24 protein-coding genes and 1 tRNA gene are annotated in these 24,554 nt (G+C 72.3%); 20 read left to right on the top strand and 5 right to left on the bottom strand.

The annotated features are described in order from the left end of the window. The 10 genes from JWQ92_RS15065 to JWQ92_RS15020 all read left to right on the top strand — a co-directional run. Positions 1-477, top strand: a 477-nt coding sequence (locus tag JWQ92_RS15065) for a glycosyltransferase (RefSeq protein ID WP_297345281.1), incomplete at its 5' end; no start/stop codon positions are given. 33 nt (positions 478-510) lie between these two features. After that, positions 511-1,383, top strand: coding sequence for an LLM class flavin-dependent oxidoreductase (locus tag JWQ92_RS15060; protein ID WP_297345280.1), 873 nt, complete (start codon positions 511-513; stop codon positions 1,381-1,383). Between the two features lie 84 nt (positions 1,384-1,467). Further along, entirely contained in the window at positions 1,468-2,049 is a 582-nt protein-coding gene (locus JWQ92_RS15055; protein WP_297345279.1) for a DoxX family protein, read from the top strand. Between the two features lie 113 nt (positions 2,050-2,162). Then, positions 2,163-2,678: a Dps family protein gene (locus tag JWQ92_RS15050; RefSeq protein ID WP_367276748.1), complete on the top strand. Its 516-nt coding sequence runs from the start codon at positions 2,163-2,165 to the stop codon at positions 2,676-2,678. 167 nt (positions 2,679-2,845) lie between these two features. Further along, a tRNA-Pro gene (locus tag JWQ92_RS15045) sits at positions 2,846-2,919 on the top strand. A 54-nt stretch (positions 2,920-2,973) separates the two neighbouring features. After that, a complete protein-coding gene (tig, locus tag JWQ92_RS15040) occupies positions 2,974-4,332 on the top strand; it encodes a trigger factor (protein ID WP_297345278.1) in 1,359 nt (452 codons plus the stop codon). Between the two features lie 246 nt (positions 4,333-4,578). Continuing rightward, complete coding sequence (locus JWQ92_RS15035) at positions 4,579-5,190, top strand: ATP-dependent Clp protease proteolytic subunit (protein ID WP_297345277.1); 612 nt, start codon at positions 4,579-4,581, stop codon at positions 5,188-5,190. A 26-nt stretch (positions 5,191-5,216) separates the two neighbouring features. Further along, a complete protein-coding gene (locus JWQ92_RS15030) occupies positions 5,217-5,894 on the top strand; it encodes an ATP-dependent Clp protease proteolytic subunit (protein ID WP_297345276.1) in 678 nt (225 codons plus the stop codon). A gap of 99 nt (positions 5,895-5,993) precedes the next feature. Then, complete coding sequence (locus tag JWQ92_RS15025) at positions 5,994-6,848, top strand: alpha/beta fold hydrolase (protein ID WP_297345275.1); 855 nt, start codon at positions 5,994-5,996, stop codon at positions 6,846-6,848. Further along, positions 6,841-7,419: a TetR/AcrR family transcriptional regulator gene (locus JWQ92_RS15020; protein ID WP_297345274.1), complete on the top strand. Its 579-nt coding sequence runs from the start codon at positions 6,841-6,843 to the stop codon at positions 7,417-7,419. The genes JWQ92_RS15025 and JWQ92_RS15020 overlap by 8 nt, the downstream gene beginning before the upstream one ends. Before the next feature lie 34 nt (positions 7,420-7,453). On the opposite strand, the gene JWQ92_RS15015 is transcribed toward JWQ92_RS15020, so the two are convergent. Then, a complete protein-coding gene (locus JWQ92_RS15015) occupies positions 7,454-8,506 on the bottom strand; it encodes an alpha-hydroxy acid oxidase (protein ID WP_297345273.1) in 1,053 nt (350 codons plus the stop codon). A 172-nt stretch (positions 8,507-8,678) separates the two neighbouring features. Between JWQ92_RS15015 and clpX the strand changes: the two genes are divergently transcribed. Next, on the top strand, positions 8,679-9,956 hold the full coding sequence (gene clpX / locus JWQ92_RS15010; RefSeq protein WP_297345272.1) for an ATP-dependent Clp protease ATP-binding subunit ClpX: 1,278 nt from the start codon (positions 8,679-8,681) through the stop codon (positions 9,954-9,956). Positions 9,957-10,085: 129 nt separating this feature from the next. Here the strand turns inward: clpX and JWQ92_RS15005 are convergent, their stop codons facing one another. Then, positions 10,086-12,125: a M3 family metallopeptidase gene (locus JWQ92_RS15005; protein WP_297345271.1), complete on the bottom strand. Its 2,040-nt coding sequence runs from the start codon at positions 12,123-12,125 to the stop codon at positions 10,086-10,088. 97 nt (positions 12,126-12,222) lie between these two features. Here JWQ92_RS15005 and JWQ92_RS15000 point away from each other — a divergent pair, with 97 nt between their 5' ends. From JWQ92_RS15000 to JWQ92_RS14990, 3 genes are all read left to right on the top strand, one after another. Further along, positions 12,223-12,855 (top strand): helix-turn-helix domain-containing protein, encoded by a 633-nt coding sequence (locus JWQ92_RS15000; protein ID WP_297345270.1) that lies wholly within the window; start codon positions 12,223-12,225, stop codon positions 12,853-12,855. Next, positions 12,852-13,088 (top strand): hypothetical protein, encoded by a 237-nt coding sequence (locus tag JWQ92_RS14995; protein WP_297345269.1) that lies wholly within the window; start codon positions 12,852-12,854, stop codon positions 13,086-13,088. Before JWQ92_RS15000 ends, JWQ92_RS14995 begins: the two co-directional genes overlap by 4 nt. A 325-nt stretch (positions 13,089-13,413) precedes the next feature. Then, positions 13,414-13,659 (top strand): hypothetical protein, encoded by a 246-nt coding sequence (locus JWQ92_RS14990; RefSeq protein WP_297345268.1) that lies wholly within the window; start codon positions 13,414-13,416, stop codon positions 13,657-13,659. 75 nt (positions 13,660-13,734) lie between these two features. On the opposite strand, the gene JWQ92_RS14985 is transcribed toward JWQ92_RS14990, so the two are convergent. The 3 genes from JWQ92_RS14985 to valS are packed head-to-tail and all read right to left on the bottom strand — an operon-like array spanning position 13,735 to position 17,042. Then, positions 13,735-13,989 (bottom strand): hypothetical protein, encoded by a 255-nt coding sequence (locus JWQ92_RS14985; protein ID WP_297345267.1) that lies wholly within the window; start codon positions 13,987-13,989, stop codon positions 13,735-13,737. 3 nt (positions 13,990-13,992) lie between these two features. After that, positions 13,993-14,439: a GNAT family N-acetyltransferase gene (locus tag JWQ92_RS14980; protein WP_297345266.1), complete on the bottom strand. Its 447-nt coding sequence runs from the start codon at positions 14,437-14,439 to the stop codon at positions 13,993-13,995. A gap of 14 nt (positions 14,440-14,453) precedes the next feature. After that, positions 14,454-17,042: a valine--tRNA ligase gene (gene valS / locus JWQ92_RS14975; RefSeq protein ID WP_297345265.1), complete on the bottom strand. Its 2,589-nt coding sequence runs from the start codon at positions 17,040-17,042 to the stop codon at positions 14,454-14,456. 131 nt (positions 17,043-17,173) lie between these two features. On the opposite strand from valS, the gene JWQ92_RS14970 reads away from it, so the two are divergent. From JWQ92_RS14970 to JWQ92_RS14945, 6 genes are all read left to right on the top strand, one after another. After that, a complete protein-coding gene (locus tag JWQ92_RS14970; protein WP_297345264.1) occupies positions 17,174-18,343 on the top strand; it encodes an MFS transporter in 1,170 nt (389 codons plus the stop codon). Positions 18,344-18,451: 108 nt separating this feature from the next. Further along, positions 18,452-18,841, top strand: coding sequence for a VOC family protein (locus JWQ92_RS14965; protein ID WP_297345263.1), 390 nt, complete (start codon positions 18,452-18,454; stop codon positions 18,839-18,841). A gap of 228 nt (positions 18,842-19,069) precedes the next feature. Beyond that, the gene (gene ileS / locus JWQ92_RS14960) at positions 19,070-22,540 is read left to right on the top strand and encodes an isoleucine--tRNA ligase (protein ID WP_297345262.1); all 3,471 of its coding nucleotides are present in this window, start codon (positions 19,070-19,072) and stop codon (positions 22,538-22,540) included. Next, the gene (locus JWQ92_RS14955; protein WP_297345261.1) at positions 22,533-23,972 is read left to right on the top strand and encodes a Mur ligase family protein; all 1,440 of its coding nucleotides are present in this window, start codon (positions 22,533-22,535) and stop codon (positions 23,970-23,972) included. The genes ileS and JWQ92_RS14955 overlap by 8 nt, the downstream gene beginning before the upstream one ends. Further along, complete coding sequence (locus JWQ92_RS14950; RefSeq protein ID WP_297345260.1) at positions 23,969-24,343, top strand: DUF4233 domain-containing protein; 375 nt, start codon at positions 23,969-23,971, stop codon at positions 24,341-24,343. Before JWQ92_RS14955 ends, JWQ92_RS14950 begins: the two co-directional genes overlap by 4 nt. Then, the coding region (locus tag JWQ92_RS14945) for a nucleoside-diphosphate kinase (RefSeq protein ID WP_297345259.1) at positions 24,343-24,554 on the top strand (212 nt) is incomplete at its 3' end. The genes JWQ92_RS14950 and JWQ92_RS14945, both read left to right, overlap by 1 nt.

Here is a 24,554-nt window from a genome sequence, read left to right as displayed (position 1 = left end):
GCCGACGGCTCGCACCGTCCGGAGGACCTCGAGCGGCTGCTCGCGGCGGCGAGCGACGGCGCCGACGTCGTGCTCGGCACGCGGTGGATGCCGGGCGGCAGCACCGTCAACTGGCCCTTGCGGCGGCGCTTCCTCTCCGTCGCCGGCAACCGGTACGCCAGGGCCATGCTCTCCGTGCCGATGCACGACATCACCGGCGGCTTCCGGGCCTACCGGGCCTCGGCGCTGCAGGCGCTCGACCTCGCGACCGTGCGCGGGGAGGGCTACGTGTTCCAGGTGGAGCTCGCGCTCCGGGCGAGCGACGCCGGGCTCGCCATCCGCGAGGTCCCGATCACCTTCGTCGAGCGGGAGCAGGGGACCAGCAAGATGAGCCGCGCCATCGTCGTCGAGGCGATGCGCCGGGTGACGGTGTGGGGGATCCAGCGGCGGCTCGCCCGCCTCGTCGGCCGCGGGGGGCAGAAGCGGGCGGCGGCCTGACCCACGGTCGGCGAGGTGGGCGAGGATGGCCCCATGACCACCCTCGGCGTCGTCTTCCTGCCCCAGTTCGCACCCGAGCGGCTGCGCGACGTGGCCCGTGCCGCTGACGAAGCAGGGCTCGAGGAGCTGTGGCTGTGGGAGGACTGCTTCAAGGAGGGCGCGGTGTCCTCCATGGCCGCCGCGCTCGCCTGGACGGAGCGCCTGCGCGTCGGCGTGGGGCTCATGCCCGTGCCGATGCGGAACGTCGCCGCCGCCGCCATGGAGACCGCCGCGCTCGAGCGGCTCTTCCCCGGCCGCGCCATGATCGGCGTCGGGCACGGGGTGCTCGAGTGGATGGGATGGATCGGCGCCAGGGTCGCATCGCCGCTCACCCTGCTCGGCGAGTACCTCGACGCGCTGCGCGCCCTGCTCGCGGGTGAGCGGGTGACGGTCGACGGCCGTTACGTGCACCTGCAGGACGTCGCCCTCGACTGGCCGCCGCAGCAGCGCGTCCCGGTCCTCGCCGGCGCCGAGGGCCCGAAGACCCTCGAGCTGGTCGGTGCGAAGGCGGACGGGGTGATCCTGACCGGCGGCACGACGCCGGAGATGGCGCGCAGGGCGCTGGAACGCATCCGCGCCGGTCGCGAGGCCGCCGGCCGCACCGATCCGTTCCGCGTGGTCGCGTTCGTGCTCGCCGCGACCGGCCAGGGAGCGCAGGAGCGGTTCGACGCCGAGCGCCGGGCGTGGAAGTTCCCCGAGGAGGCCGACGTCGGTGCCGCCGGCGACGGGGAGGCGATCGCCGCGGCCGCGCGGCGATGGGCGGACGCCGGCGTGGACACGGTCGTGCTGCAGCCGACGGCGACCGAGCCGGACCCCGAGGAGTTCGTGCGCTTCGCGGGCGAGCAGGTCGCGCCACTGCTCGCGTGAACCCGGGTCCCGGGATTCGGTCAGCGGGGCGCCGTACCGTCTGAGGCGCTCGCCCACGGCGACGCGAACCGGAAGGGGAACGGGATGGACTTCGGCAAGCTGGTCGTCCGCCTGGTCGTCGGCGGCTTCTTCGTGGGGCACGGGCTCCAGAAGCTGCGCGGCGCGTTCGGCGGCCCGGGCCTCGAGGGCACGGAGCAGATGATGACGGCCCTCGCCATGCATCCGGCGAAGGTGAACGCGCGCGCCGCCGCCCTGAGCGAGACGGTCGGTGGTGCCGGGATCGCGCTCGGCGCGGGCACGCCTTTCGCCGCAGCCGCCCTCATCGGCACGATGGCGACCGCCGTGCGCAAGGTGCACTTCAAGAACGGCTTGTGGAACTCGGGCGGCGGCTGGGAGTACAACGCCGTGCTGGCGGCCGTCGTGGCGGGCCTCACGAACGACGGCCCCGGCGACCTCTCGCTCGACGCGCTGATCGGCCGCAAGCGCTGGGGTCTCGGCTGGGGCCTCTTCGCGGTCGCTGCCGGGCTGGCGGGATCCGCGGCAGCGATCGAGGTGGGCCGCCGGCTCACGCCGCCCGCGGACGAGGTGGCGGAGGAGGACGCGTCCGTCTCGACCGATGATCCGGACGAGGGCGCGACCGCCGGGTCGGCCGACGCCGCCATCTGAGCGGCCGTCCTCGGGGGATCCATCGAGCGCGCACGGGGCGCGTTCGGTGCCCGTTCAGGGCGATCCGCTCTACTGGGCGCATCGTCTAGCGACGCGAGAGAGAGGACAACCCGATGACCGACACCGCCGCGCTCCGGACCGAGATCCAGACCGTCCCGCAGAGCTCCATGGACATGGAGACCGTCAACAAGGTCGGCCAGTTCCTGTCGCCCATCGTCATCAACTGCCAGGCGCTCGTCATCGACGGCAAGCAGGCCCATTGGCACGTGCGCGGCGTCAACTTCATCGCCGTGCACAAGCTGCTCGACAAGGTCGTGCTGCACGCGCAGGCGTTCGCCGACCTCGCTGCGGAGCGCGTGGTCGCGCTCGGGCTGCCCGTCGACGCCCGCCTCACGACGGTCGCGCAGAAGCACACGCTGCCCGAGATGCCGGACGGCTTCCACAACTACGACGTGATGATCAGTCAGGTCGTCGGTCAGATCGACGCCACGCTGAAGACCGTCCGCGAGGCGATCGAGGGGCTCGACGACAGCGACCTGTCGAGCCAGGACGTCTGCATCGAGATCGAGCGCGGCCTCGTCGAGGACCGCTGGTTCCTCGCCGCACATCTCGCGGGCAACGAGGGCTGACGCCGCACGGCGAACGGAGGGACGCCGGACCCCGGCGTCGCTCCTCGCCTGGGAGCCCGGATCCTTCAGGTGGCCTAGACTCGACCGGGCCGTTCGGCCGTCGTGGCACGACGGTCCCCGCTCTCGCGGGTCGAGCGGGCCGCGTCCCGAAGTCCGCTGACGGATCGCGGGGCGTAGCTCAGCTTGGTAGAGCGCCCGCTTTGGGAGCGGGAGGCCGCAGGTTCGAATCCTGTCGCCCCGACCCGCCGAAGTCGACGGATGCGCACCGCATCCCGGAAGGAAACGTCAGGCCGCCATGGTCACCACCACCACCGTCGAGAAGCTGAGCCCGACCCGCGTCAAGCTCGCGATCTCCGTCCCGCCGGCGGATCTGCGACCGAGCATCGACCACGCCTACAGCCACATCGCGCAGGACGTGTCGATCCCCGGGTTCCGCAAGGGCAAGGTCCCGCCGCCCATCATCGACCAGCGCGTCGGCCGCGCGGCCGTGCTCGAGCACGCGGTCAACGAGGGCCTCGACGGGTTCTTCCGTCAGGCGATCGAGGAGAACGACCTCCGCCCGCTCGGCCGGCCCGAGGCGGACATCACCGCCTGGCCCGACGCCGCGGACTTCTCCGGCGACCTGCAGGTCACCGTCGAGGTCGACGTCCGCCCCGAGATCGCGCTGCCCGACCTCGACTCCCTCACCGTCGCCGTCGCGCCGATCGAGGTCACCGACGCCGACGTCGACGCGCAGCTCGACGAGCTCCGCACCCGCTTCGGCACACTCGTCTCCGTCGAGCGTCCCGCGAAGACCGGCGACTTCGTGCAGATCGACCTGATCGCCACCATCGGCGAGGAGCAGGTCGACTCCGCGAACGCCATCTCCTACGAGATCGGATCCGGCGAGCTGATCGAGGGCATCGACGAGGCGCTCGAGTCGCTGACCGCGGGGGAGAGCACCACGTTCAGCTCCACGCTGCTCGGCGGCGATCACGAGGGTGAGCAGGCCGAGATCGCGGTCACCGTCCTCGCCGTCAAGGAGCGGGAGCTGCCCGAGCTGGACGACGAGTTCGCGCAGATGGCGAGCGAGTTCGACACGCTCGAGGAGCTCCGCGCCGACCTGCGCGGCCAGGTCGAGCGGCAGAAGCGGTTCGCCCAGGTGGGCGAGGCCCGCGACAAGGTCGCCGACGCCCTGCTCGCGCAGGTCGAGGTGCCCGTGCCGCAGCAGCTCATCGAGGACGAGGTGCAGCGCCACCTCGAGTCCGAGGGCCGGCTCGAGGACGACGTGCACCGCGCCGAGGTCGCCGAGTCGAGCGAGAAGGCGTTCAAGTCGCAGCTGCTCTTCGACGCGGTCGCCGAGCAGGAGCGCATCGGCGTCTCGCAGGACGAGCTCGCGCAGTACCTCGTGCAGAGCGCCCAGCAGTACGGCATGCAGCCGCAGGAGTTCGTCGAGGTGCTGCAGCAGAACAACCAGCTGCCCTCGATGATGAGCGAGGTCGCGCGCAGCAAGGCGATCAGCGTGCTCCTCGGCCGGGTGAAGGTCGTCGACACCGACGGCAAGCCGGTCGACCTGTCGGAGCTCGTCGTCGCCACCTCGCCCGAGGACCTGGCCGACGAGGAGACCGTCGAGCCCGTCGTGGTCGAGGGCGGCAGCGAGCCCGCGACCGCCTGACCCTGCCCGCGTCGCACGTCGGGCCGCTCTCCTCGGTGGAGAGCGGCCCGAACTGCGTCACGGGGCGCGTTCTCCGGGGATCCGACGGTCGACCTGCTCCTCATCGGGCCGTGAGCGCCCCCCGGCGGGCCGCCTCCGAGCTCGCCCGACGGCGGCTCTGCCCATGGCGAACATCGCCGGGGCGGTCGGCTCCGCTCAGTACCGTTGTCGCCAGACCACGAAACCGAACAAGGAGTCGTACCGAACATGGCCGACATGAGCCCCCAGCCCAGCGTCTTCGACCGGCTGCTGCGCGACCGAATCATCTGGCTCGGCAGCGAGGTGCGCGACGAGAACGCGAACGAGATCGCCGCGAAGCTGCTGCTGCTCGCCGCCGAGGACAGCGACCGCGACATCTACCTCTACATCAACTCGCCCGGCGGCTCGATCACAGCCGGCATGGCGATCTACGACACGATGCAGTTCATCCCGAACGACGTCGTGACCGTGGGCATCGGCATGGCCGCCTCGATGGGGCAGCTGCTGCTCACCGCAGGCACGAAGGGCAAGCGGTACATCACGCCGAACGCTCGCGTGCTGCTCCACCAGCCCCACGGCGGGTTCGGCGGCACGTCGTCGGACATCCAGACGCAGGCGCAGCTCATCATCGACATGAAGAAGCGCCTCGCCGAGATCACCGCTGAGGCGACCGGCAAGACGGTCGACCAGGTGAACGCCGACGGCGACCGCGACCGCTGGTTCAACGCCCAGCAGGCCCTCGACTACGGCTTCGTCGACCACATCCGTGCGTCCGCGTCGGACGTCACCGGCGGCGGCGGCACCGACAAGCAGCAGACCGTCAGCGCTGCGAACCTCTGATCACTCGAGAGACAGGACAGCCCGACATGGACACCCCCACCTTCCAGGCGGCCGGATCGCTGCCGATGACGCCCCAAGGCCGCTACATCCTCCCGAGCTTCGAGGAGCGCACGGCGTACGGCTTCAAGCGCCAGGACCCGTACGCGAAGCTCTTCGAGGACCGCGTCGTCTTCCTCGGCGTGCAGATCGACGACGCCTCCGCGGACGACATCATGGCCCAGCTGCTCGTGCTCGAGAGCCAGGACCCCGATCGCGACATCATGATGTACATCAACTCGCCCGGCGGCTCGTTCACGGCCATGACGGCGATCTACGACACCATGCAGTACATCCGCCCGCAGATCTCCACGGTCGTGCTCGGTCAGGCCGCGTCGGCCGCCGCCGTCATCACCGCCGCCGGCGCCCCGGGCAAGCGGCTCGCGCTGCCGAACGCCCGCATCCTGATCCACCAGCCGGCCACGTCCGGGGGATCCGGCGGTCAGGCGAGCGACATCGAGATCCAGGCCGCCGAGGTGCTGCGGATGCGTACGTGGCTCGAGGAGACGCTGTCGAAGCACTCGAACCGCAGCATCGAGCAGGTCAACCGCGACATCGAGCGCGACAAGATCCTGAACGGCCAGGAGGCCCTCGAGTACGGCCTGGTCGACCAGGTGCTCACCACCCGCAAGCAGGTCTCCGCGACCCCGGCGCTCGCGCGCGCCTGATCTCCGGCACACGAAGGGCGGGGCCGCACCGGTCCCGCCCTTCGTCGTTCCCGGCCCTTGACCCCTGTGGCTAATGCGACTAGCTTTGCGGCTATGCAGATGAGCGTATCGCCGGATGTGCACCACCTCGGCCGTCCCGGCGGCCGGATCGCCTTCACCGACGCGGGCACCGGCCCGCTCGTCGTCGCCGTGCCGGGCATGGGCGACCTCCGCTCCGTCTACGACGGCCTCGCCGCCGACCTGATCGTGCACGGCCACCGCGTCGTCACGACCGATGTCCGCGGCCACGGCGACAGCGACACCTCCTTCGCGGAGCACGGCGACGCGGCGACCGCCGCGGACCTGGTGGCCCTCCTCGAGTCGCTCGGACAGCCGGCCGTGCTGATCGGCAACTCGTTCGGCGGATCCGCGGCCGTCCTCGCAGCCGCCGATCGCCCCGACCTCGTGCGGGGCCTGGTGCTGCTCAGCCCGTTCCTGCGGGAACCGGCGTCCGCCCGCCGCCTGCGGATCAACCGGATCGTCTACCGCCTGCTGTTCGCCCGCCCGTGGGGCGTCGCCTTCTGGACCCGCTACTACGCCGGCCCGCTGCACCGCGGCCGCCGACCGGCGGACCTCGACGTGCACGTCGCGGCGATCACGGCCGCGCTCCGCGAACCGGGCCGGCTGGCGGCGTTCCGGCAGCTGGCGGTGCAGCTCGACCATGCCGTGGTCGAGCCCCGGCTGGACGCCGTGCACGTGCCCGCGCTGATCGCGGTCGGGGCGCTCGACCCCGACTACGCCGACCCGGCGGCAGAGCTCGCGTGGATGGGGGAGCGGCTCGCCGCGCAGACCCTGCTCGTGCCCGAGGCGGCGCACTACGCGCACACCCAGCGGCCCGACGTCGTGCTGCCGGCGATCGCCGCCTTTCTCGACGGGCTGCGCGACGGGGCCGAGTGGCGGTCGCCCCGTGCCTAGGGCCGGGCTGAGCCGCGACGCCGTGGTCGACCTCGCCGTGCGCCTGGTCGACGAGACTCCTGACGGATTCGCGCGGCTGTCGCTCGCGGCGGTCGCGTCGGCGGCGGGAGTCGCCGTGCCGAGCCTCTACAAGCACGTCGACTCGCTCGCCGACCTGCGGCAGGGCGTCGCGGTGGTCGCGCTCCGCGAGCTGGCCAGGAGGAGCGCCGGCGCCACCGTCGGCCGGGCCGGCGCCGACGCCATCCGGGCGCTCGGTCACGCCGTGCGCGGCTTCGCGCTCGAGCACCCGGGGCTCTACGCGGCCACCCAGGTCGCACCCGACGGCGAGGGCGCCGGCGCGGCCGTGCGCCTCGCCGCCGCGGACGCCGTCGGCATCATCGCCGCGGTGCTGCGCGGCACGGGCCTGCCGGACGACCGGTTGATCGACGCCATCCGTGTCGTCCGATCGGCCGTGCACGGTTTCGCGGTGCTGGAGTCCGGCGGCGGATTCGGGCTGCCGGACGACCTGGATCGCAGCTTCGAGACGCTGCTCGACGTGCTGGTGGCCGGCGTGGCCGTGGTCGGGCGCTGACGGCCGAGGTGTGCAGCGTCGGGCCGGGCGCGTCTCAGGGGCGGACGACGAGGTCCGGCGTGAGGTCGGCGACCGAGGCCGCGCCGAGCAGGTCCATCGCGGTGACCAGCTCCTCGTGCACCGTCTCGAGCACGCGCCGCACACCCCTCTCACCGCCGGTCGCGAGGCCCCACATGACCGGCCGGCCGAGGAACGCGGCTCGTGCCCCGAGCGCCACCGCCGTCGCCACATCGATGCCGCTGCGCAGCCCGGAGTCGACGTAGACCTCGACCTCGGATCCGACGGCGTCGACGACCCCGGCCAGGGCGTCCGCGCTCGGGATCGAGGAGGCGAAGGCTCGCGCCCCGTGCGTCGAGACGAGCACCGCCGCCGCGCCGGCGTCGACCGCGCGCCGCGCGTCGTCACCCCGCAGCACACCCTTCACCACGACGGGCAGCCCGCTGCGCTCGCGGAGCCACTCGACCGCGCCCAGTCCCATGTCGCGGTCGAACCAGCCGCCCTCGCCCCTCGACCGCGCGCGCAGGTCCGGGTCGATGTTCGCGAGCCGGTCCGCGCCCGGGGAGAGGGGCCACGCCGTGGGGTCGACCGAGTAGGTCGCCTCGGGGGACGGGTGCTGCAGTCCGGTGATGTCGACCGTGAGGATCATGGCTCTGGCGCCCTCCTCCACCGCCCGGTCGACCAGCTGCTCCGAGATCGCGCGGTCCCGGAACAGGTAGAGCTGGAACCACCACGGCGCTCCGGCAGCCGTGACGTCCGCGAACGGCACCGCGGTGTTCGTCGAGACGCCGAGGAGCGTGCCGGCGGATGCGGTCGCGGCCGCGGTCGCCCGTTCACCGAGCGGATCCGCGGCGACCTGCTGCGCCATCGGCGCCACGAGGATCGGGCCGGCCACCGGGGTGCCGAGCACCGTCGTGGCCGTGTCGACGACCGCCGTGTTCCGGAGGACGTGCGGGCGGTGCAGGAAGCGGCGCCAGGCGTCGACGGACCGCAGGGCGACCTCCGGTCCGCCCGCCGTCGCTCGGAAGTAGTCGTAGACGTGGGGCGGCAGCGTCGCCGCGGCTTCGGCCTCGAGGGCGTCGACATCCATGCCCCGATTCTCCCGGGTCGGCCCGGATCCCATCGGTCACATCCGCACCAGGGTGCGCACGCGTGCCGCCGTGCCCCGAACTGGTGCGCAACACCCCCGACACGCTGCGGGCGGGTTCCTATGCGCGGGTTAGGCTCATCGGCAAGCAACCTGACCGGGGGAGAGACGCTCGATGGCTCGAATGGGCGAAAGCGCCGATCTGCTGAAATGCTCCTTCTGCGGCAAGAGCCAGAAGCAGGTGCAGCAGCTGATCGCCGGACCCGGTGTGTACATCTGCGACGAGTGCGTCGAGCTCTGCAACGAGATCATCGAGGAGCGCCTCGCCGAGGCGGCCGACGAGGGCCCGAGCGACTTCGACCTGCCGAAGCCGAAGGAGATCTTCGCCTTCCTCGAGGAGTACGTCATCGGCCAGGACGCGGCCAAGAAGGCGCTGTCCGTCGCGGTCTACAACCACTACAAGCGCGTCCGCGCTCATGGCACCCTCGCGCCGGCCGAGGCGATCAAGGACGACATCGAGATCGCGAAGTCGAACATCCTGCTGATCGGCCCGACGGGCTGCGGCAAGACCTACCTCGCGCAGACCCTCGCGAAGCGGCTGAACGTGCCGTTCGCGGTCGCCGACGCCACGGCCCTCACCGAGGCGGGCTACGTCGGCGAGGACGTCGAGAACATCCTCCTGAAGCTCATCCAGGCCGCCGACTACGACGTCAAGCGCGCCGAGACCGGGATCATCTACATCGACGAGGTCGACAAGATCGCCCGCAAGGCCGAGAACCCGTCGATCACCCGCGACGTCTCCGGCGAGGGCGTGCAGCAGGCGCTGCTGAAGATCCTCGAGGGCACGACCGCGAGCGTGCCGCCGCAGGGCGGCCGCAAGCACCCGCATCAGGAGTTCATCCAGATCGACACGACGAACGTGCTGTTCATCGTGGCGGGCGCCTTCGCGGGGCTCGAGCAGATCATCTCCCAGCGCATCGGCAAGAAGGGCATCGGATTCGGCGCCCAGCTGCACTCGAAGCTCGACGAGAAGACGCTGTACAGCGAGGTGCTGCCGGAGGACCTGCACAAGTTCGGCCTCATCCCCGAGTTCATCGGCCGGCTCCCCGTCGTCACGACGGTGCTGCCGCTCGACCGGGACGCGCTGATGGAGATCCTCACGGAGCCGAAGAACGCGCTCGTGAAGCAGTACCAGCGGATGTTCGAGATCGACGGCGTCGACCTCGAGTTCGACGCCGGTGCGCTCCAGGCCATCGCCGACCTGGCCGTGCTGCGGCAGACCGGCGCCCGCGGCCTCCGCGCGATCCTCGAGGAGGTGCTCGGCCCGGTGATGTTCGAGGTGCCGTCCTCGAACGAGGTCGCCCGGGTCGTCATCACGCGCGACGCGGTCGAGAAGAACGCCGCACCGACGATCGTGCCGCGCAAGCGCATCCGTCAGGAGAAGTCGGCCTGACCGGACGCGGGGGCGTCGCCCGCCCCCACCCGTCGTTCTCAGGAACCCGCAGCGGATCTCAGGACGATCCGCCCCCGACCGCGGCGCGCCGCGGGGGAGATCCTGAACACGCCGGACGGATGAGTGCGATCACCTGAGGCCGCGGCGCTCCAGCAGCGGCCCGATGGAGGCGTCGCGTCCCCGGAACTCGCGGTACGCCTCGAGGGGATCCTTCGATCCGCCCACCCCGAGGACGAGGCGCCGGAAGCGGTCCCCGTTCTCCCGGACCAGGCCGCCGTGCTCCTCGAACCAGGCCACGGTGTCGGCGCCGAGCACCTCGCTCCAGATGTACGCGTAGTAGGCGGCGCTGTAGCCGCCGGAGAAGACGTGCGCGAAGTACGCCGACGAGTACCGAGGCGGGACGCCCGGTACCGCCAGCCCGGCCGTCTTCAGCGCGGCGGCCTCGAAGGCCGCGACGTCGGTCACGGCGTCCGCCTCGTCGACCGAGAGGCGGTGCCATGCCTGGTCGAGCACGGCGGCGGCGAGGTACTCCGTCGTCGAGAAGCCCTCGCCGAACCGCCGCGCCGCCCGGAGGCGGTCGGCGACCTCGGCCGGCATCGGCTCGCCCGTCTCCACGTGGTGGGCGTAGGAGGCGAGGACCTCCGGCCACAGCACCCACATCTCGTTCACCTGGCTCGGGAACTCCACGAAGTCGCGGGGCACGTTCGTCCCCGCCGTCTTCGGATGCCGGGTCGCGGCGAACAGGCCGTGCAGCGCGTGCCCGAACTCGTGGAAGAGGGTCTCGGTCGAGTCGAGCGTCAGCAGCGTCGGCTCGCCGATCCCGGGCTTCGGGACGTTGAGGTTGTTCACGACGACCGCCTGCTCCTGCCCGAGGAGCGCGACGCGGTCGACGAGTGAGCTCATCCACGCGCCGCCGCGCTTCGTGTCGCGCGTGTACAGGTCGAGCAGGTAGAGGCCGAGCACCTGCTCGTCGTCGGCGACCTCGAAGATCTGCACGTCGGGGTGGTACCCGACGAGGTCCGGCCGCTCCGTGAAGCGGAGGCCGTAGAGGCGGCGAGCGGCTTCGAACACGCCGTCGCGGAGCACCCGGCCGGCCTCGAGGTAGGGGCGGAGCACCGCGGCGTCCAGGTCGAACCGTGCGGCGCGCTCGCGCTCGGCCGCCCAGGCCCAGTCCGGCGCGGTCAGCGGCCGGTCGGCACCGATCTCCTCGCGGAGGCGCGCCGTGAGGGCCTCCGCCTCCGCACGGGCGTTGCCGGCAGCGGCCGGTGCCAGGCGATCGAGCATCGCGGAGACGGCTTCGGGCGTCCGCGCGGTCTCGTCGGCCAGCACCGCCGCGGCGTGGTTCTCGAAGCCGAGGAGGCGGGCGCGGCGGGCGCGCAGCCGCACGATCTCGAGCAGCAGCTCCCGGGTGTCGTGCTCGCCCCCACGGGACGCGCGGGCGAGCGAGGCCTCGAGCAGTCGAGCCCTGACGTCCGGTCGGGCCAGTCGCGCCAGCGCAGGCTGACCGGTCGGCAGCACGAGGGTCAGGAGCCAGCCGTCCACGCCCCGGTCCTCGGCCGCTGCGCGCGCGGCCGACACCTCGTCGGCCTCCAACCCGGCCAGCTCGTCAGCATCCGTGAGCCGGAGCGCGAGGTCGTTCGTGTCGGCGACCAGGTTCGCGTCGAACCGCGTGGTGAGCTCGGAAAGCCGCTCGTTGAGCACCCGCAGCTCGTCCTTCCGTGCGGGCGCGAGGGCCGCTCCGGCGAGCACGAACTCCGTGTGGTACCGCTCGACGAGGAACCTCGAGGCGGGGTCGAGTCCGGCTCGCGCGTCGTGCACGGCCTCGATCCGGGCGAAGAGCCGGCTGTTGAGGTGGATCGCGTCCTCGTGCGCCGCGAGACGCGGCGCCATCCGCTCCTCGAGGTCCCGGATGAACGGGCGCCCGTCCGCGGCGCTGACCGTGAAGAACGACGCGGCGACCCTGCTCAGCAGCGGGGCCGCCGTCTCGAGGGCCTCGACCGTGTTCTCGAAGGTCGGCGCCTCGGGGTTCTCGACCACGCGCGCGACCGCGACGAGGTGCTCCGACATGCCCCGCTCGAAGGCCGGCTGGTAGTGCTCGTCGCGGATCTCGGCGAACGGGGGAAGTGCGGCAGGCAGCCCGGAGGGTTCGAAGAACGGGTTGTGCGCCATGGCGGCAGTGTAGGAGACCCTTCCCAACGTCTCGTTGCAAAGGAGTGGCTGCAAAGAACCGTTTGCAAAGACCACTTTGCAATGATAGGATTCCGGTATGACCGAGGGGGAGCAGTCCGGCGCGAGGCCGGTGAGCCTGGAGGCGCTGCGCGCCTTGGCGCATCCCCTCCGCGTCCAGCTCTTCAGCGCGCTGACGAGCTTCGGGCCGGCCACCGCGAGCGCCCTCGCAGCCCGACTCGGAGAGTCCAGCGGCGCGACCAGCTACCACCTGCGCCAGCTCGCGCGCCACGGGTTCGTCCGCGAGGACACGGCCCGCGGCAACGGGCGGGACCGCTGGTGGGAGCGCGTGCCCGGCGCCATCGAGCTGCTCGGTCCCGAGCTCGCCGACAGCGAGGCGGGCCGGGCCGCAGGTGAGCTCGTCGAGGAGGAGTTCCAGCGGCTCGAGCAGGAGCGGTTCGCCGCGTTCTGGCGCGCCCGCAGCGCCTTCGAGCCCGGCTGGCGCACGGCCGCGAGCATCTTCTCCGCCAACATCCCGCTCTCACCCGACGAGCTCGCGCAGTTCGGCCGCGACTTCGAGGCCCTCGTGCACCGCTACCGCGGGCGCGACAGCGACGACCCGGAGCGCAGCCGTGTGGACATCCACCTCCGCGCCTTCCCCGTGGTCGACACCACCACCACCACCACAGCACCACCGACCGCTCCGGAGTCCCCGGAGGAAGCACAGCGATGACCGCCACAGCACCCATCCCCGTTCCCACGACCGGCCGTCCCGCCGAGAGCGGCATGCGCCTCGTCGCCGCGCCGACCGGGCGCGTCTCCCTCGTGGACCGCGTCCTCATGCAGCTCGGCCTCGCCCTGCTGCTCGCGAGCACGAAGCACGCCGCCCGCCCGGAGCAGCAGCCGGCCCCGCGCCGCATCGACCTGAACCGCCGGCCCTTCACCGACGCCCGCCCGTTCTCCTGATCTCGACACGCCCGGAAGCTCTTGTGGCCTGAGAACCGCCTGCGCTAGCGTCGGGTGCTCGCCGGAACAGGAAGGAGGCGCAGCATGACTCCGATTCAGTCGCCGCGCCACACCACCGGCGCTCTCGTCGCCTAGCGGTTCGACCTCAGGTCCCGCTCGCCCGATCCGTTGCGCTTCCGCGCCGGGTCGCAGCTCGTCCATCTCCTAGGGACGAGCACCTCGCCGCCTGCCTCTGCAGGCCACAGGCTGCGCACACCCCTGTGCGTGGAACCGGGTGCATCCGTGCGCCCGGCGCCCATCCGGGCACCAATCGAAGGACACCACCATGAACACGACGCACCTGGACGAGCGCGTCGCGGAGGCGGAGTGGGCGCTGCCCGCACTGCCCCCGCTGGCGCTCGTCGACCGGGTCGCGCTGCGGGTCGGCGTCGCCCTGATCCTCTGGGGTCGGGACGCCGCGGTCCGCGCCGACCGCCGGGAGCAGGCGCGTCGCTCGGGAGCGGCACGTGCCGTGGACGAGGCCCGCACCGCGGCCTTCGTCCACCGGTACTCCGCCGGCCCCGTGCGATGACCGCCTGCGCCCCCACCACGATGCCGTGCGTCCGTCCCGTCAGCGGGAGGGCGCACGGCATCGCTGCGTCGCGGGTCAGTCCTGGGCGGCGTCGAGCTCCACGGTCGTGATCAGCGCCGCATCGTCGCCGGGGACGAGGCGGATGCGCGTGCCGTCGTCGAGATCGACGATCGGACGGTCCTCGAGGTAGGTGAGCGTCCAGCCCCAGCCGGTCGTCGCCTGCCCGGTCGCCTCGAGCTCCTCCTCCACCGCCGAGACGGCGGCGCGGACCGCGCCGGGCAGGCTCGCGGGCGCAGCGGCACCGACGGGCCAGCGGGTGCCGAGACGCACGGGTCAGCCGACGGGCAGGTCGTGCAGCACCCAGCCGCCGGCGGATGCCGCGAACTTGTCGTGCAGCGCCTTGGCGGCCGGGTCGTCAGGACGCGACACCCAGCGCACGGCAGCTCGGCCCTCCTCCTCGGCACGCGTGCGCACGTGCTCGACGAGCGCGGTGGCCACGCCCGCGCGGCGCGCGTGCTCGGCCACGTAGAGGTCCTCGATGAGGAAGGTGGAGTCGCCCTGCAGCAGGCGCTCGATGCCGATGAAGTGCACGAGGCCGACGGTCTGGCCGCCCTCGTCCGCGGCGACCACGCCGTGGGCGTCGTCGCTCTGCAGGCGGGTCCACACGCGCATCGCGTGCTCGTCGGTGAGCTCGATCTCGGCCGAGGCCGCGTACTCGGTGAAGAGCGCGTACCAGGCGAAGAAGTCCCGCTCGGTGAGCGGCTTGATGGTGACGGTCACGGCCGGCCCCTTCGTCACGATTCGGTCGGTTGGAACACGACGTCGGCGACCTCGACGGCGTCCCCGCCGGGGTCGAGCGACAGGGATCCGATGCGGCCCGCTGCCCCCACGTCGCCGGCCACGAGCCCGATGCGGTGCACGGTCTGCTCGGGGCCGGTGATGCGTGCCGATGCTACCGGCGTCCGCTGCGACACCTTGGCATCGGTCTTGGCGCGTCGGATCCCGATGAGGGCCTCGCCCGCGGCGGTCAGCAGCTCCGGATCGCCGCCGAGCGCGGTCGGGACGGGCCAGCTGGAGGTGTGCAGCGAGCCGTCGTGCGACCAGCTCCATGCCTCCTCCGCCGCGAACGGCAGCACCGGCGCGAGCAGCCCGAGCAGGGTGTCGAGCGCGATCCGCAGGGCAGCGACGGCGGAGTCGCGGCCCTGACCGGGGAGCCCGTAGGCGCGGTCCTTCACGAGCTCGAGGTGGTCGTCGCAGAAGGTCCAGAAGAACGGCTCGACGAGCTCGAGTGCGCGGGCGTGGTCCTCGGCCTCGTACGCGCGCGTCGCGTCGTCGACGACGCGGTCGAGGGCCGCGAGCATCCCGAGGTCGAGCGGCTCGGTGACCGCATCCGTCCCCAGCGCCCCTGCTTCGAGGCCCAGGATGAACTTCGCGGCGTTCAGCACCTTGATCGCGAGCTTGCGTCCCTTGCGCATCTGCGTCGGGTTCGCGACGTCGAGGGCCGCGTCGGAGCCGAGACGGCTGGACGCCGCCCAGTACCGCACCGCATCCGAGCCGTGCTGCTCGAGGATCGCGGCGGGCGTCACGACGTTGCCCTTCGACTTGGACATCTTCTTGCGGTCGGGGTCGACGATGAAACCGCTGATCGCGGCGGTGCGCCACGGCAGCTCGTGGTGCTCCAGCTCGGAGCGCAGCAGCGTCGAGAACAGCCAGGTGCGGATGATGTCCTGCCCCTGCGGGCGCAGGTCGAACGGGAATACGGCCTCCCAGAGCCCGTCGCCGCGGTACCGGCCACCGGCGATCTCGGGGGTCAGCGACGACGTCGCCCACGTGTCCATGATGTCGACCTCGCCGACGAACCCGCCGGGCCGGCCGCGGTCGCCCTCGGTGAATCCGGGCGGCACGTCCGTGGAGGGATCCACGGGCAGGGAGTCGCGCTCGGGGACGAGCACCTCGTCGTGGTCGACCTCGCCGTGCTCGTCGACGCGGTACCACACCGGCAGCGGCACCCCGAAGAACCGCTGCCGCGAGACGAGCCAGTCACCGGTCAGGCCGGTCACCCAGTTCTCGTAGCGGACGCGCATGAACTCGGGGACGAACTGCAGCTCGCGGCCGCGCTGGAGGAGCCGGTCGCGGAGGACCTCGTCGCGCGCGCCGTTCACGAGGTACCACTGCCGCGTGGGCACGATCTCGAGCGGCCGGTCGCCCTTCTCGTAGAACTTCACGGGGTGCGTGATCGGCCGGGGGTCGGCGAGCAGGGCGCCGGTGGCGCGCAGCTGCTCGACCACCGCGGCGCGAGCGGAGAACACCGTCTTGCCGGCGAGCTCGGCGTAGGCCGCACGGCCCGACTCGCTCGTGATGGCGTCCGGGGCGTCGGGGACGATCCGGCCGTCGAAGCCGATGACCGTGCGCGTGGGCAGGTCGAACTCGCGCCACCAGACGACGTCGTTCAGATCGCCGAACGTGCAGACCATCGCGATGCCGGTGCCCTTGTCGGGCTGGGCGAGGTGATGGGCGACCACCGGCACCTCGACGCCGAAGATCGGGGAGCGCACGGTGCGGCCGAAGAGGTCGCGGTACCGCTCGTCGTCCGGATGCGCGACGAGCGCCACGCAGGCGGGCAGCAGCTCGGGTCGCGTCGACTCGATGACGACGTCCTCTGACGGCCCCGCGAAGGCGATCGTGTGGTACGCCCCGGGCTGTTCGCGGTCCTCGAGCTCCGCCTGGGCGACCGCGGTGCGGAAGCTCACATCCCAGAGGCTCGGGGCGAGCGCCTGGTACGCCTCGCCGCGCTCGAGGTTGTTGAGGAAGGCCCGCTGCGAGATGGCACGCGCCTCGTCGCCGATGGTCCGGTAGGTCTGCCGCCAGTCGACGGAGAGCCCGAGGAAGCGGAAGACCTCCTCGAACCGCTGCTCGTCCTCCTCCGTGAGGCGCCGGCACAGCTCGATGAAGTTGCGCCGCGAGATCGGCACCTGGTCGGCGGCCTTCGTCGACTTCGCCGTGCCCTCGGCCGGCGGCCGGAACTCCGCGTCGTAGGGGAGCGAGGGGTCGCAGCGCACGCCGTAGTAGTTCTGCACGCGGCGCTCGGTCGGCAGGCCGTTGTCGTCCCAGCCCATCGGGTAGAAGACGCGCTCACCCCGCATCCGGTGGAACCGGGCGAGCAGGTCGGTGTGGGTGAAGCTGAAGACATGCCCGATGTGCAGGGAGCCCGAGGCGGTCGGGGGCGGGGTGTCGATGGAGTAGACGCCGACCCGGCCTCCTGCGGTCCGCGGGAACCGGTGGATCCCGGACTCCTCCCACCGGGCGGCCCACTTGTGCTCGAGCCCCTCGAGGGCGGGCTTGTCGGGCACCTGCGGCAGGGCGGGCGTGGTCGTCGTCGTCATGACTGCTCCATCGATATGTGCGGCACCGCGTCCGCCGGATGCCCGGCTGGTGCCTGATTCGCCGCCCCGAAGGGCTGCTGCAAGCTTACCGGCCGACGGCCGGCCGGCGGCGGGGCGGTAGCGTGCCGCACGTGGGGGGACGGGGGTGGCTACGGGTCGCGCCCGCGATCCTCGCGCTCGCCTACGGCGGCAACCACTTCAGCGTCCTGCTGCTGCTCTACCGGGCCCGCGAGGGGTACACGTCCGTCGAGGTCGATCTGCTGTTCGCCCTCTACATCGTGGGGATCATCCCCGGCTTCCTCGTCGCCGGCCCGCTCTCCGACCGACACGGCCGCCGGCCGCTGCTCGTGGCCGGTGTGGTGCTCGGCTGCCTCGGCTCCGTCGTGCTCGCGGCAGGCGCCGGTTCCGTCGCCGTGCTCGGGATCGGCCGGTTCGTCTCCGGCGTCAGCGTGGCGATCGCGATGGTCGTGGGCAGCAGCTGGGTGAAGGAGCTGTCGAACGACGTGGTCGGCTCCACCGCCGCACGCCGGGCCTCGCTCACCCTGACCGCCGGATTCGGGCTCGGACCGCTCGTGTCCGGCCTGCTCGCTCGCTTCGCTCCGGCACCGACCGTGCTGCCGTACGTCGTCCACGTCGTGCTCACCCTCGCCGCCGGTGCGGCGCTGCTCCGCGCCGCGGAGACCCGCACCCCGGCCGCGGCCGTTCGCCGACCGCTGCTGGCGGATCTCGGCGTGCCACGCGACGTGCGCCGGCGGTTCCTCGGCGTCATCGTGCCCGGCGCGCCGTGGGTGTTCGGCTGCGCCGGGCTCGCGTTCGCCGTGACGCCGGCGCTGGTCGCGGCGAAGGTCGGGGACGGCGCCGTGCTCTACGCCACGCTGCTCGCGGTCGTCGCGCTCACCTGCGGCGCCGCCATCCAGCCGTTCGCGGTGCGGATCGGAAGCGCCACCGGCGGGCGCCAACTCCTGGTCGGGCTCGGCCTCGTGGTCGTGGGGGTGCTGCTCGTCTCGCTCGAGGCGGTGGTGAGGGAGCCGCTGCTCGGGGTGCCGATCGCGGCCGTGCTCGGTGCCGGCTACGGCCTGAGCCTCGTCGCGGGGCTCACCGAGGTGCAGCGGATGGCCCGGCCCGACGACCTCGCGGGGGTGACCGCCGTCTACTACAGCGTCACCTACGTCGGCTTCGTCGTCCCGGTCGTGCTCGCCGCGCTCACGGCGGTGGCCCCGGAGCCGGTCCTCCTCCTCGTGCTCGCCGCGCTCGCGGCCGCCTGCTTCGGCCTGGTGGCCGCGCGCATCCGCACCGCGTGACGCCCCCGCCGCTCATTTAGCAGAACCGCGCGCTCTCGGCGCCCGCACGCGAGCTTCTCCTCTGAACGGGCCGCTGGGGCGCGAGGATGGGGCCGAAGGAGGGATGCCATGAGGATCGGCCTGACGAGCGTGTTCGTGGACGACCAGGAGAAGGCGCTGCGCTTCTACACCGAGGTGCTCGGCTTCCGAGCGAAGCACGACGTCCCGCTCGGGGAGTACCGGTGGCTCACCGTCGTCTCGCCGGAGGATCCGGACGGCGTCGAGCTGCTCCTGGAGCCGGACGCGCATCCCGCGACGAAGCCGTTCACGCGGGCGCTCGTCGCCGACGGCATCCCGTTCGCCTCCTTCACGGTCGTCGACGTGCATGCGGAGTACGAGCGGCTGCGCGCGCTCGGGGTGCGGTTCACGCGGGAGCCCACGGCGATGGGGCCCGTGACCACGGCCGTGCTCGACGACACCTGCGGCAACCTCGTCCAGCTGACCGCTCCGGCCGGCTGACCCGGCCCGGCGATGCGTGCCGCCGGGCGGTAGGATCGGCGCAACGACATCGATCCGGCCATCACCGGGGAGTCTCCGGAAGAACGTCGCGCGAGCGGCAAGTAGAACCGGACGGGGCGGCCCGTCATCGCCGGCAAGGAGTGGGCGGCGCACGTCGTGCGGCGTCAAGCGGGGTGGTACCGCGTCGGGAACGGCGTCCCCGTGCTGAACCAGCACGGAGGACGAACGGTGTATCCGAAGGACGGCGGCGAGCCCGTCAGCCCCAGCCCGCGCTTCCCGGACGTCGAGCGCGAGGTCCTCGCGCTCTGGGCGGCCGACGGAACCTTCCAGGCATCCATCGACCAGCGGCAGGGTGCGCCGGAGTGGGTGTTCTACGACGGGCCGCCGTTCGCGAACGGCCTGCCCCACTACGGGCACCTGCTGACCGGCTACGCGAAGGACGCGTTCCCGCGCTACCAGACCATGCGCGGCCGTCAGGTGCACCGCCGCTTCGGCTGGGACACGCACGGGCTCCCCGCCGAGCTCGAGGCGATGCGCCAGCTCGGCATCACGACCAAGGACGAGATCGAGTCCATGGGCGTCGACCGCTTCAACGCCGTCGCGCGGGCGTCCGTGCTGAAGTACACGGGGGAGTGGCGCGACTACGTCACCCGCCAGGCCCGCTGGGTCGACTTCGACAACGACTACAAGACGCTCGACCCCTCGTTCATGGAGAGCGTGCTCTGGGCGTTCAAGCAGCTGTACGACAAGGGCCTCGCCTACGAGGGCTTCCGCGTGCTGCCCTACTGCTGGAACGACGAGACGCCGCTCTCGAACCATGAGCTGCGGATGGACGACGACGTCTACAAGCGACGCCAGGACCCGTCCGTCACCGTCACCTTCCCGCTCGTGGGGGAGAAGGCGGAGTCGCTCGGCCTCACCGCGGTGCGCGCCCTCGCCTGGACCACGACGCCGTGGACCCTGCCCACCAACCTGGCGCTCGCCGTCGGGCCGGACATCGAGTACGCCGTCGTGCCGGGCGGCCCCGCCGGCACCCCCGACTCGGAGGCGCCGGACAGCACCCCGAACCGGGCGGGCCTCGACCGGGAGGTCCTCGGCGGCGAGTACCTCATCGCGACCGCGCGCGTCGGGGACTACTTCAAGGAGCTCGGCTACGCGTCCGCCGACGACGCGCGCGGCGCGGTCTCGCGCACGGTGCTCGGGCGGAACCTCGAGGGCGTGCAGTACGACCGGCTCTGGGACTTCTACGCCGACACCGAGGTCTGGGGCACCGGCGAGGCCTGGCGCGTCCTGGTCGCCGACTACGTCTCGACGGAGGAGGGGACCGGGGTCGTGCACCAGGCGCCCGCGTACGGCGAGGACGACCAGGTCGTGTGCGCCGGGGCCGGCATCCCCACGATCGTGTCCGTGGACGCCGGCGCCAGGTTCCTGCCGATGTTCGCCGGGACCGAGCTCGATCCGATCGCCGGCCAGCACGTGTTCGAGGCGAACCGCCCCATCATCCGTGCCCTGAAGGCGAAGGGCCGCCTCCTGCGCGAGGCGTCGTACGAGCACAGCTACCCGCACTGCTGGCGTTGCCGCAAGCCGCTCGTCTACAAGGCGGTGTCGAGCTGGTTCGTGCGCGTAACCGAGTATCGCGACCGCATGGTCGAGCTGAACCAGCGGATCACCTGGGTCCCGGAGAACGTGAAGGACGGCCAGTTCGGCAAGTGGCTGCAGGGCGCGCGGGACTGGTCGATCAGCCGCAACCGCTACTGGGGGAGCCCGATCCCCGTCTGGCGGAGCGACGACCCCGCGCACCCGCGCGTCGACGTGTACGGCTCGCTCGCCGAGCTCGAGCGCGACTTCGGGCGCCTGCCGCGCAACCCGGAGGGCGAGGTCGACCTCCACCGGCCGTACATCGACGAGCTGACCCGCCCGAACCCCGACGACCCCACCGGCCGCAGCACGATGCGGCGCATCGAGGACGTGCTCGACGTGTGGTTCGACTCGGGTTCGATGCCGTTCGCGCAGGTGCACTACCCGTTCGAGAACGCCGACTGGTTCGACTCGCACAGCCCCGCCGACTTCATCGTCGAGTACATCGGGCAGACTCGCGGCTGGTTCTACACGCTGCACGCGCTGTCGACCCCGCTGTTCGACCGGCCCGCGTTCTCGACCGTGATGAGCCACGGGATCGTCCTCGGCAGCGACGGGCAGAAGATGTCCAAGTCGCTCCGCAACTACCCCGACGTGTCCGAGGTGTTCGACCGCGACGGCTCCGACGCCATGCGGTGGTTCCTGCTCGCCAGCCCCGTGCTGCGGGGAGGGAACCTCATCGTCACCGAGGAGGGCATCCGCGAGGGCGTGCGCCAGGTGCTGCTGCCGCTCTGGAGCACCTACTACTTCTTCTCGCTCTACGCAGGCGCTGAGGGCTACGACGCGCAGCGGCGCACGGACTCGACGGATCCGCTCGACCGCTACCTGCTCGCCGCCACCGGCGACCTCGTGCGAGCGGTCACCGCCGATCTCGACGCCTTCGACGGCAGCGGCGCGACGGCGCGGCTCCGCGACTTCGCCGACGTGCTGACCAACTGGTACGTACGGCGGAGCCGCGAGCGGTTCTGGGCCGTGCGGACGGGAACGTCCAGGCTTGCACCCCCCACCGGCACGGCCGCCTCGTCGCCGAGCGACACGTCGGACTCCCCGGCCCGGCAGGGGCCGTCGGCCCAGGCGGGCGTGGGCCCGGACAGCCGTGCCGCGTTCGACACCCTCTTCACGGTGCTCGAGACCGTGACCCGGCTCACCGCACCGCTCCTGCCGCTCGTCAGCGAGAAGATCTGGCGCGGCCTCACGGGCGGCCGCAGCGTGCATCTCGCCGACTGGCCGGACGCGGACGAGTTCCCGACGGACGCGGCGCTCGTCGCCCGGATGGACCGGCTGCGCGAGATCACCTCGACGGCCCTCGCGCTCCGCAAGGAGGCAGGCCTCCGGGTGCGGCTGCCGCTGTCGAAGCTCACGGTGGTCGCATCCGACGCGGCCGACCTGACGGAGCTCGGCTCGGCGATCCTCGCCGACGAGCTGAACGTGAAGCAGGTGGCCTTCGCCGCCGAGGACGCGACGAGCGCCGCCCGGTACGGGGTCAGCGAACGGCTCTCGGTCAACGCGCGGGCTCTGGGACCGCGCATCGGCCGACAGGTGCAGGCGGTCATCGCGGCCGCCAGGTCCGGGGACTGGCGCCACGACGGCGACGTGGTCGTCGTCGGCGACGTCGAGCTGTTCGAGGGCGAGTACGACCTCGTGCTCGAGCGGGCCGGCGGTGGCGATGGCGAGGCCGTCGGCCTCGTGCCGTCCGGCGGCTTCGTGCTGCTCGCCACTGAGGTGACACCCGATCTCGAGCTCGAGGGGCGCGCGCGGGACTTCATCCGCGACGTCCAGCAGGCCCGCCGCACGGCGGGTCTCGAGGTGACCGACCGCATCGAGCTCGCGGTGGAGGGCGACGCCGAGCTGCTTCGCATGCTGGAGGTGCACGGCGACCTCGTGACGGGGGAGACCCTCACGGCGGCGCTCGACACGGCGCCCGCATCGGCCGGGACCGTCGACCGCGTGCAGCGCTGGCCCGACGGCACGCTCACCCGCATCCCCGCCGGGAACTGGGGTGCGACGGACGGCGCCCGCTTCGAGCTGCGGAAGACTGGAGCGGTGGTGCTCGATGTCTGACCGGTCCGCCCTCGACGGGATGCTCGACGCGATCTACGCGCGGGTGGGGGAGGTCGCCCCGCAGCCGCGGCTCACGGCCACGCGCCGGGCGCTCGAGCTGCTCGGCGATCCGCACCGGGCGTATCCGATCGTCCACATCACCGGCACGAACGGCAAGACGTCCACGAGCCGGATCATCGAGAGCCTGCTCCGGGCCCAGAACCTGCGCACCGGGCTGTTCACGAGCCCCGACCTCGGCCGGCTGAACGAGCGGATCGTGGTCGACGGCGAGCCGATCGACGACGACACCCTGCTGCGCAACTGGCACGACGTCGAGCCGTACATCGGGCTCGCCGACCAGGAGCTCGAGGCCGCCGGCGAGGCGCCGCTCACCTTCTTCGAGGCGCTCACCGTCCTCGCCTACGCGACCTTCGCGGACGCGCCGATCGACGTCGGCGTGATCGAGGTCGGGATGGGCGGCGAGTGGGACTCGACGAACGTCGCGGACGGGCAGGTCGCCGTCTTCACGCCGATCGACCTCGACCACACGGACCGGCTCGGGAAGACGATCGGCGCGATCGCGCGGACGAAGGCCGGGATCATCAAGCCCGGCCGCAGCGTCGTGTCGGCGATCCAGGCGCCGGAGGCGCTCGCCGAGGTGGAGCGGGCGGCCGAGCTCTCCGAGGCGGCCGTCTCGCTCGAGGGCCGCGACTTCCGGGTGCTCGCCCGAACGCCCGCGGTGGGCGGCCAGCTCGTCGACGTGCAGGGCCGCGTGGGTCGTTACGACGGGATCTTCGTACCGCTGCTCGGCGCGCACCAGGCGCAGAACGCCGCCGTCGCCATCGCGGCCGTCGAGACGTTCGTCGGCGACGGGACCCTGGCCATCGATCGGCAGGTGCTCGACGAGGGGCTCGCACTCGCGACCTCGCCCGGACGCCTGCAGGTGGTCCCCACCGGCTCGGCGACCGGGGTGACCGTCGTCGTGGACGCCGCACACAACCCGCACGGCGCGGCCGCGCTCGCCGCCGGGCTCGCCGAGTCGTTCCACTTCTCGCACGTCGTGGCCGTGCTCGCCGTGCTCTCGGACAAGGACGCCGCCGGCATGGTGCGAGCGGTGGCCGACGTCGTCGACGAGTTCGTCGTGACCGCCGCCCCGTCCGCACGGGGGATGGATCCGGACGAGCTCGCTCGGGTCGTCGTCGACGTCGTCGGCGCCGACCGGGTGATCGTGGAGCCCGACCTCGAGCGGGCGCTGCAGACCGCGCGCGAGCAGGCCGCGGACGCCCCGGAGGGCGACGAGGGCGAAGCGGTCCCCGGTGGCACGGCCCCCGGTTCGCTGCCCGACCCGTCGGAACCGGCTTCCGGAGGCCCAGGCGTGATCGCGTTCGGCTCCATCACGCTGGTCGCCCGCGTGCTGCAGATCGCGCGTGAGAACGGCTGGTCGCCGTCGTGACCACCGGCCGGATGCGCCGGCCGCGGAGCCTCACGGCGAGCCTCGCCTCGATCGTGCTGGCGACCGAGTTCCTCGTCGTCGTGCTCGCGGCCCTGGTCGTGTTCGGTCTGCGGGCGCTGCCCGCACCGCTCGCGCTCGGCGGCGGTGGCGCGCTGCTGGTCGTCATCGCGATCGCCGCGGCGACCGCGCGGTCCCGGATCGGGATCGTCCTCGGCTGGCTCGTGCAGGTCGTGCTCGTCGCGGCCGTCGTGATCCAGCCGGCGGTGGGCGTCGTGGGCGTCGTCTTCGCCGCGCTGTGGGTCTACTGCATGATTGTCGGCGGCCGGATCGACCGCCGGGCCGCTTCGCCGAGCGAGAGGACGGGAGCCTGATGGCAGACACGATCGAGGAGACGCTGGTGCTGGTGAAGCCGGACGGCGTCGCCCGCAACCTGACGGGCGAGATCGTCCGCCGCATCGAGGCGAAGGGCTACAAGCTCGTCGACCTCAAGATGGTGCAGGCCGACCGGGACCTGCTGGCCCAGCACTACGAGGAGCACGTCGGCAAGCCCTTCTACGAGCCGCTGGTCGAGTTCATGGAGTC

The sequence above is a fragment of the Amnibacterium sp. genome (genome assembly GCF_025463795.1).
Taxonomy (GTDB): Bacteria; Actinomycetota; Actinomycetes; order Actinomycetales; family Microbacteriaceae; genus Amnibacterium.
This window is presented reverse-complemented; position numbering and strand designations above follow the sequence as displayed.

Coding starts and splice junctions, on each gene's coding strand:
- JWQ92_RS15030 (WP_297345276.1), top strand. CDS start 5,217: ATGGACACCCCCACCTTCCAGGCGGCCGGATCGCTGCCGATGACGCCC.
- JWQ92_RS14995 (WP_297345269.1), top strand. CDS start 12,852: ATGACCGCCACAGCACCCATCCCCGTTCCCACGACCGGCCGTCCCGCC.
- JWQ92_RS15055 (WP_297345279.1), top strand. CDS start 1,468: ATGGACTTCGGCAAGCTGGTCGTCCGCCTGGTCGTCGGCGGCTTCTTC.
- JWQ92_RS15050 (WP_367276748.1), top strand. CDS start 2,163: ATGACCGACACCGCCGCGCTCCGGACCGAGATCCAGACCGTCCCGCAG.
- JWQ92_RS15000 (WP_297345270.1), top strand. CDS start 12,223: ATGACCGAGGGGGAGCAGTCCGGCGCGAGGCCGGTGAGCCTGGAGGCG.
- JWQ92_RS15060 (WP_297345280.1), top strand. CDS start 511: ATGACCACCCTCGGCGTCGTCTTCCTGCCCCAGTTCGCACCCGAGCGG.
- JWQ92_RS14990 (WP_297345268.1), top strand. CDS start 13,414: ATGAACACGACGCACCTGGACGAGCGCGTCGCGGAGGCGGAGTGGGCG.
- JWQ92_RS15015 (WP_297345273.1), bottom strand. CDS start 8,506: ATGGATGTCGACGCCCTCGAGGCCGAAGCCGCGGCGACGCTGCCGCCC.
- JWQ92_RS15035 (WP_297345277.1), top strand. CDS start 4,579: ATGGCCGACATGAGCCCCCAGCCCAGCGTCTTCGACCGGCTGCTGCGC.
- tig (WP_297345278.1), top strand. CDS start 2,974: ATGGTCACCACCACCACCGTCGAGAAGCTGAGCCCGACCCGCGTCAAG.
- JWQ92_RS15005 (WP_297345271.1), bottom strand. CDS start 12,125: ATGGCGCACAACCCGTTCTTCGAACCCTCCGGGCTGCCTGCCGCACTT.
- JWQ92_RS15025 (WP_297345275.1), top strand. CDS start 5,994: ATGAGCGTATCGCCGGATGTGCACCACCTCGGCCGTCCCGGCGGCCGG.
- valS (WP_297345265.1), bottom strand. CDS start 17,042: ATGACGACGACGACCACGCCCGCCCTGCCGCAGGTGCCCGACAAGCCC.
- clpX (WP_297345272.1), top strand. CDS start 8,679: ATGGCTCGAATGGGCGAAAGCGCCGATCTGCTGAAATGCTCCTTCTGC.
- JWQ92_RS14955 (WP_297345261.1), top strand. CDS start 22,533: ATGTCTGACCGGTCCGCCCTCGACGGGATGCTCGACGCGATCTACGCG.
- JWQ92_RS14965 (WP_297345263.1), top strand. CDS start 18,452: ATGAGGATCGGCCTGACGAGCGTGTTCGTGGACGACCAGGAGAAGGCG.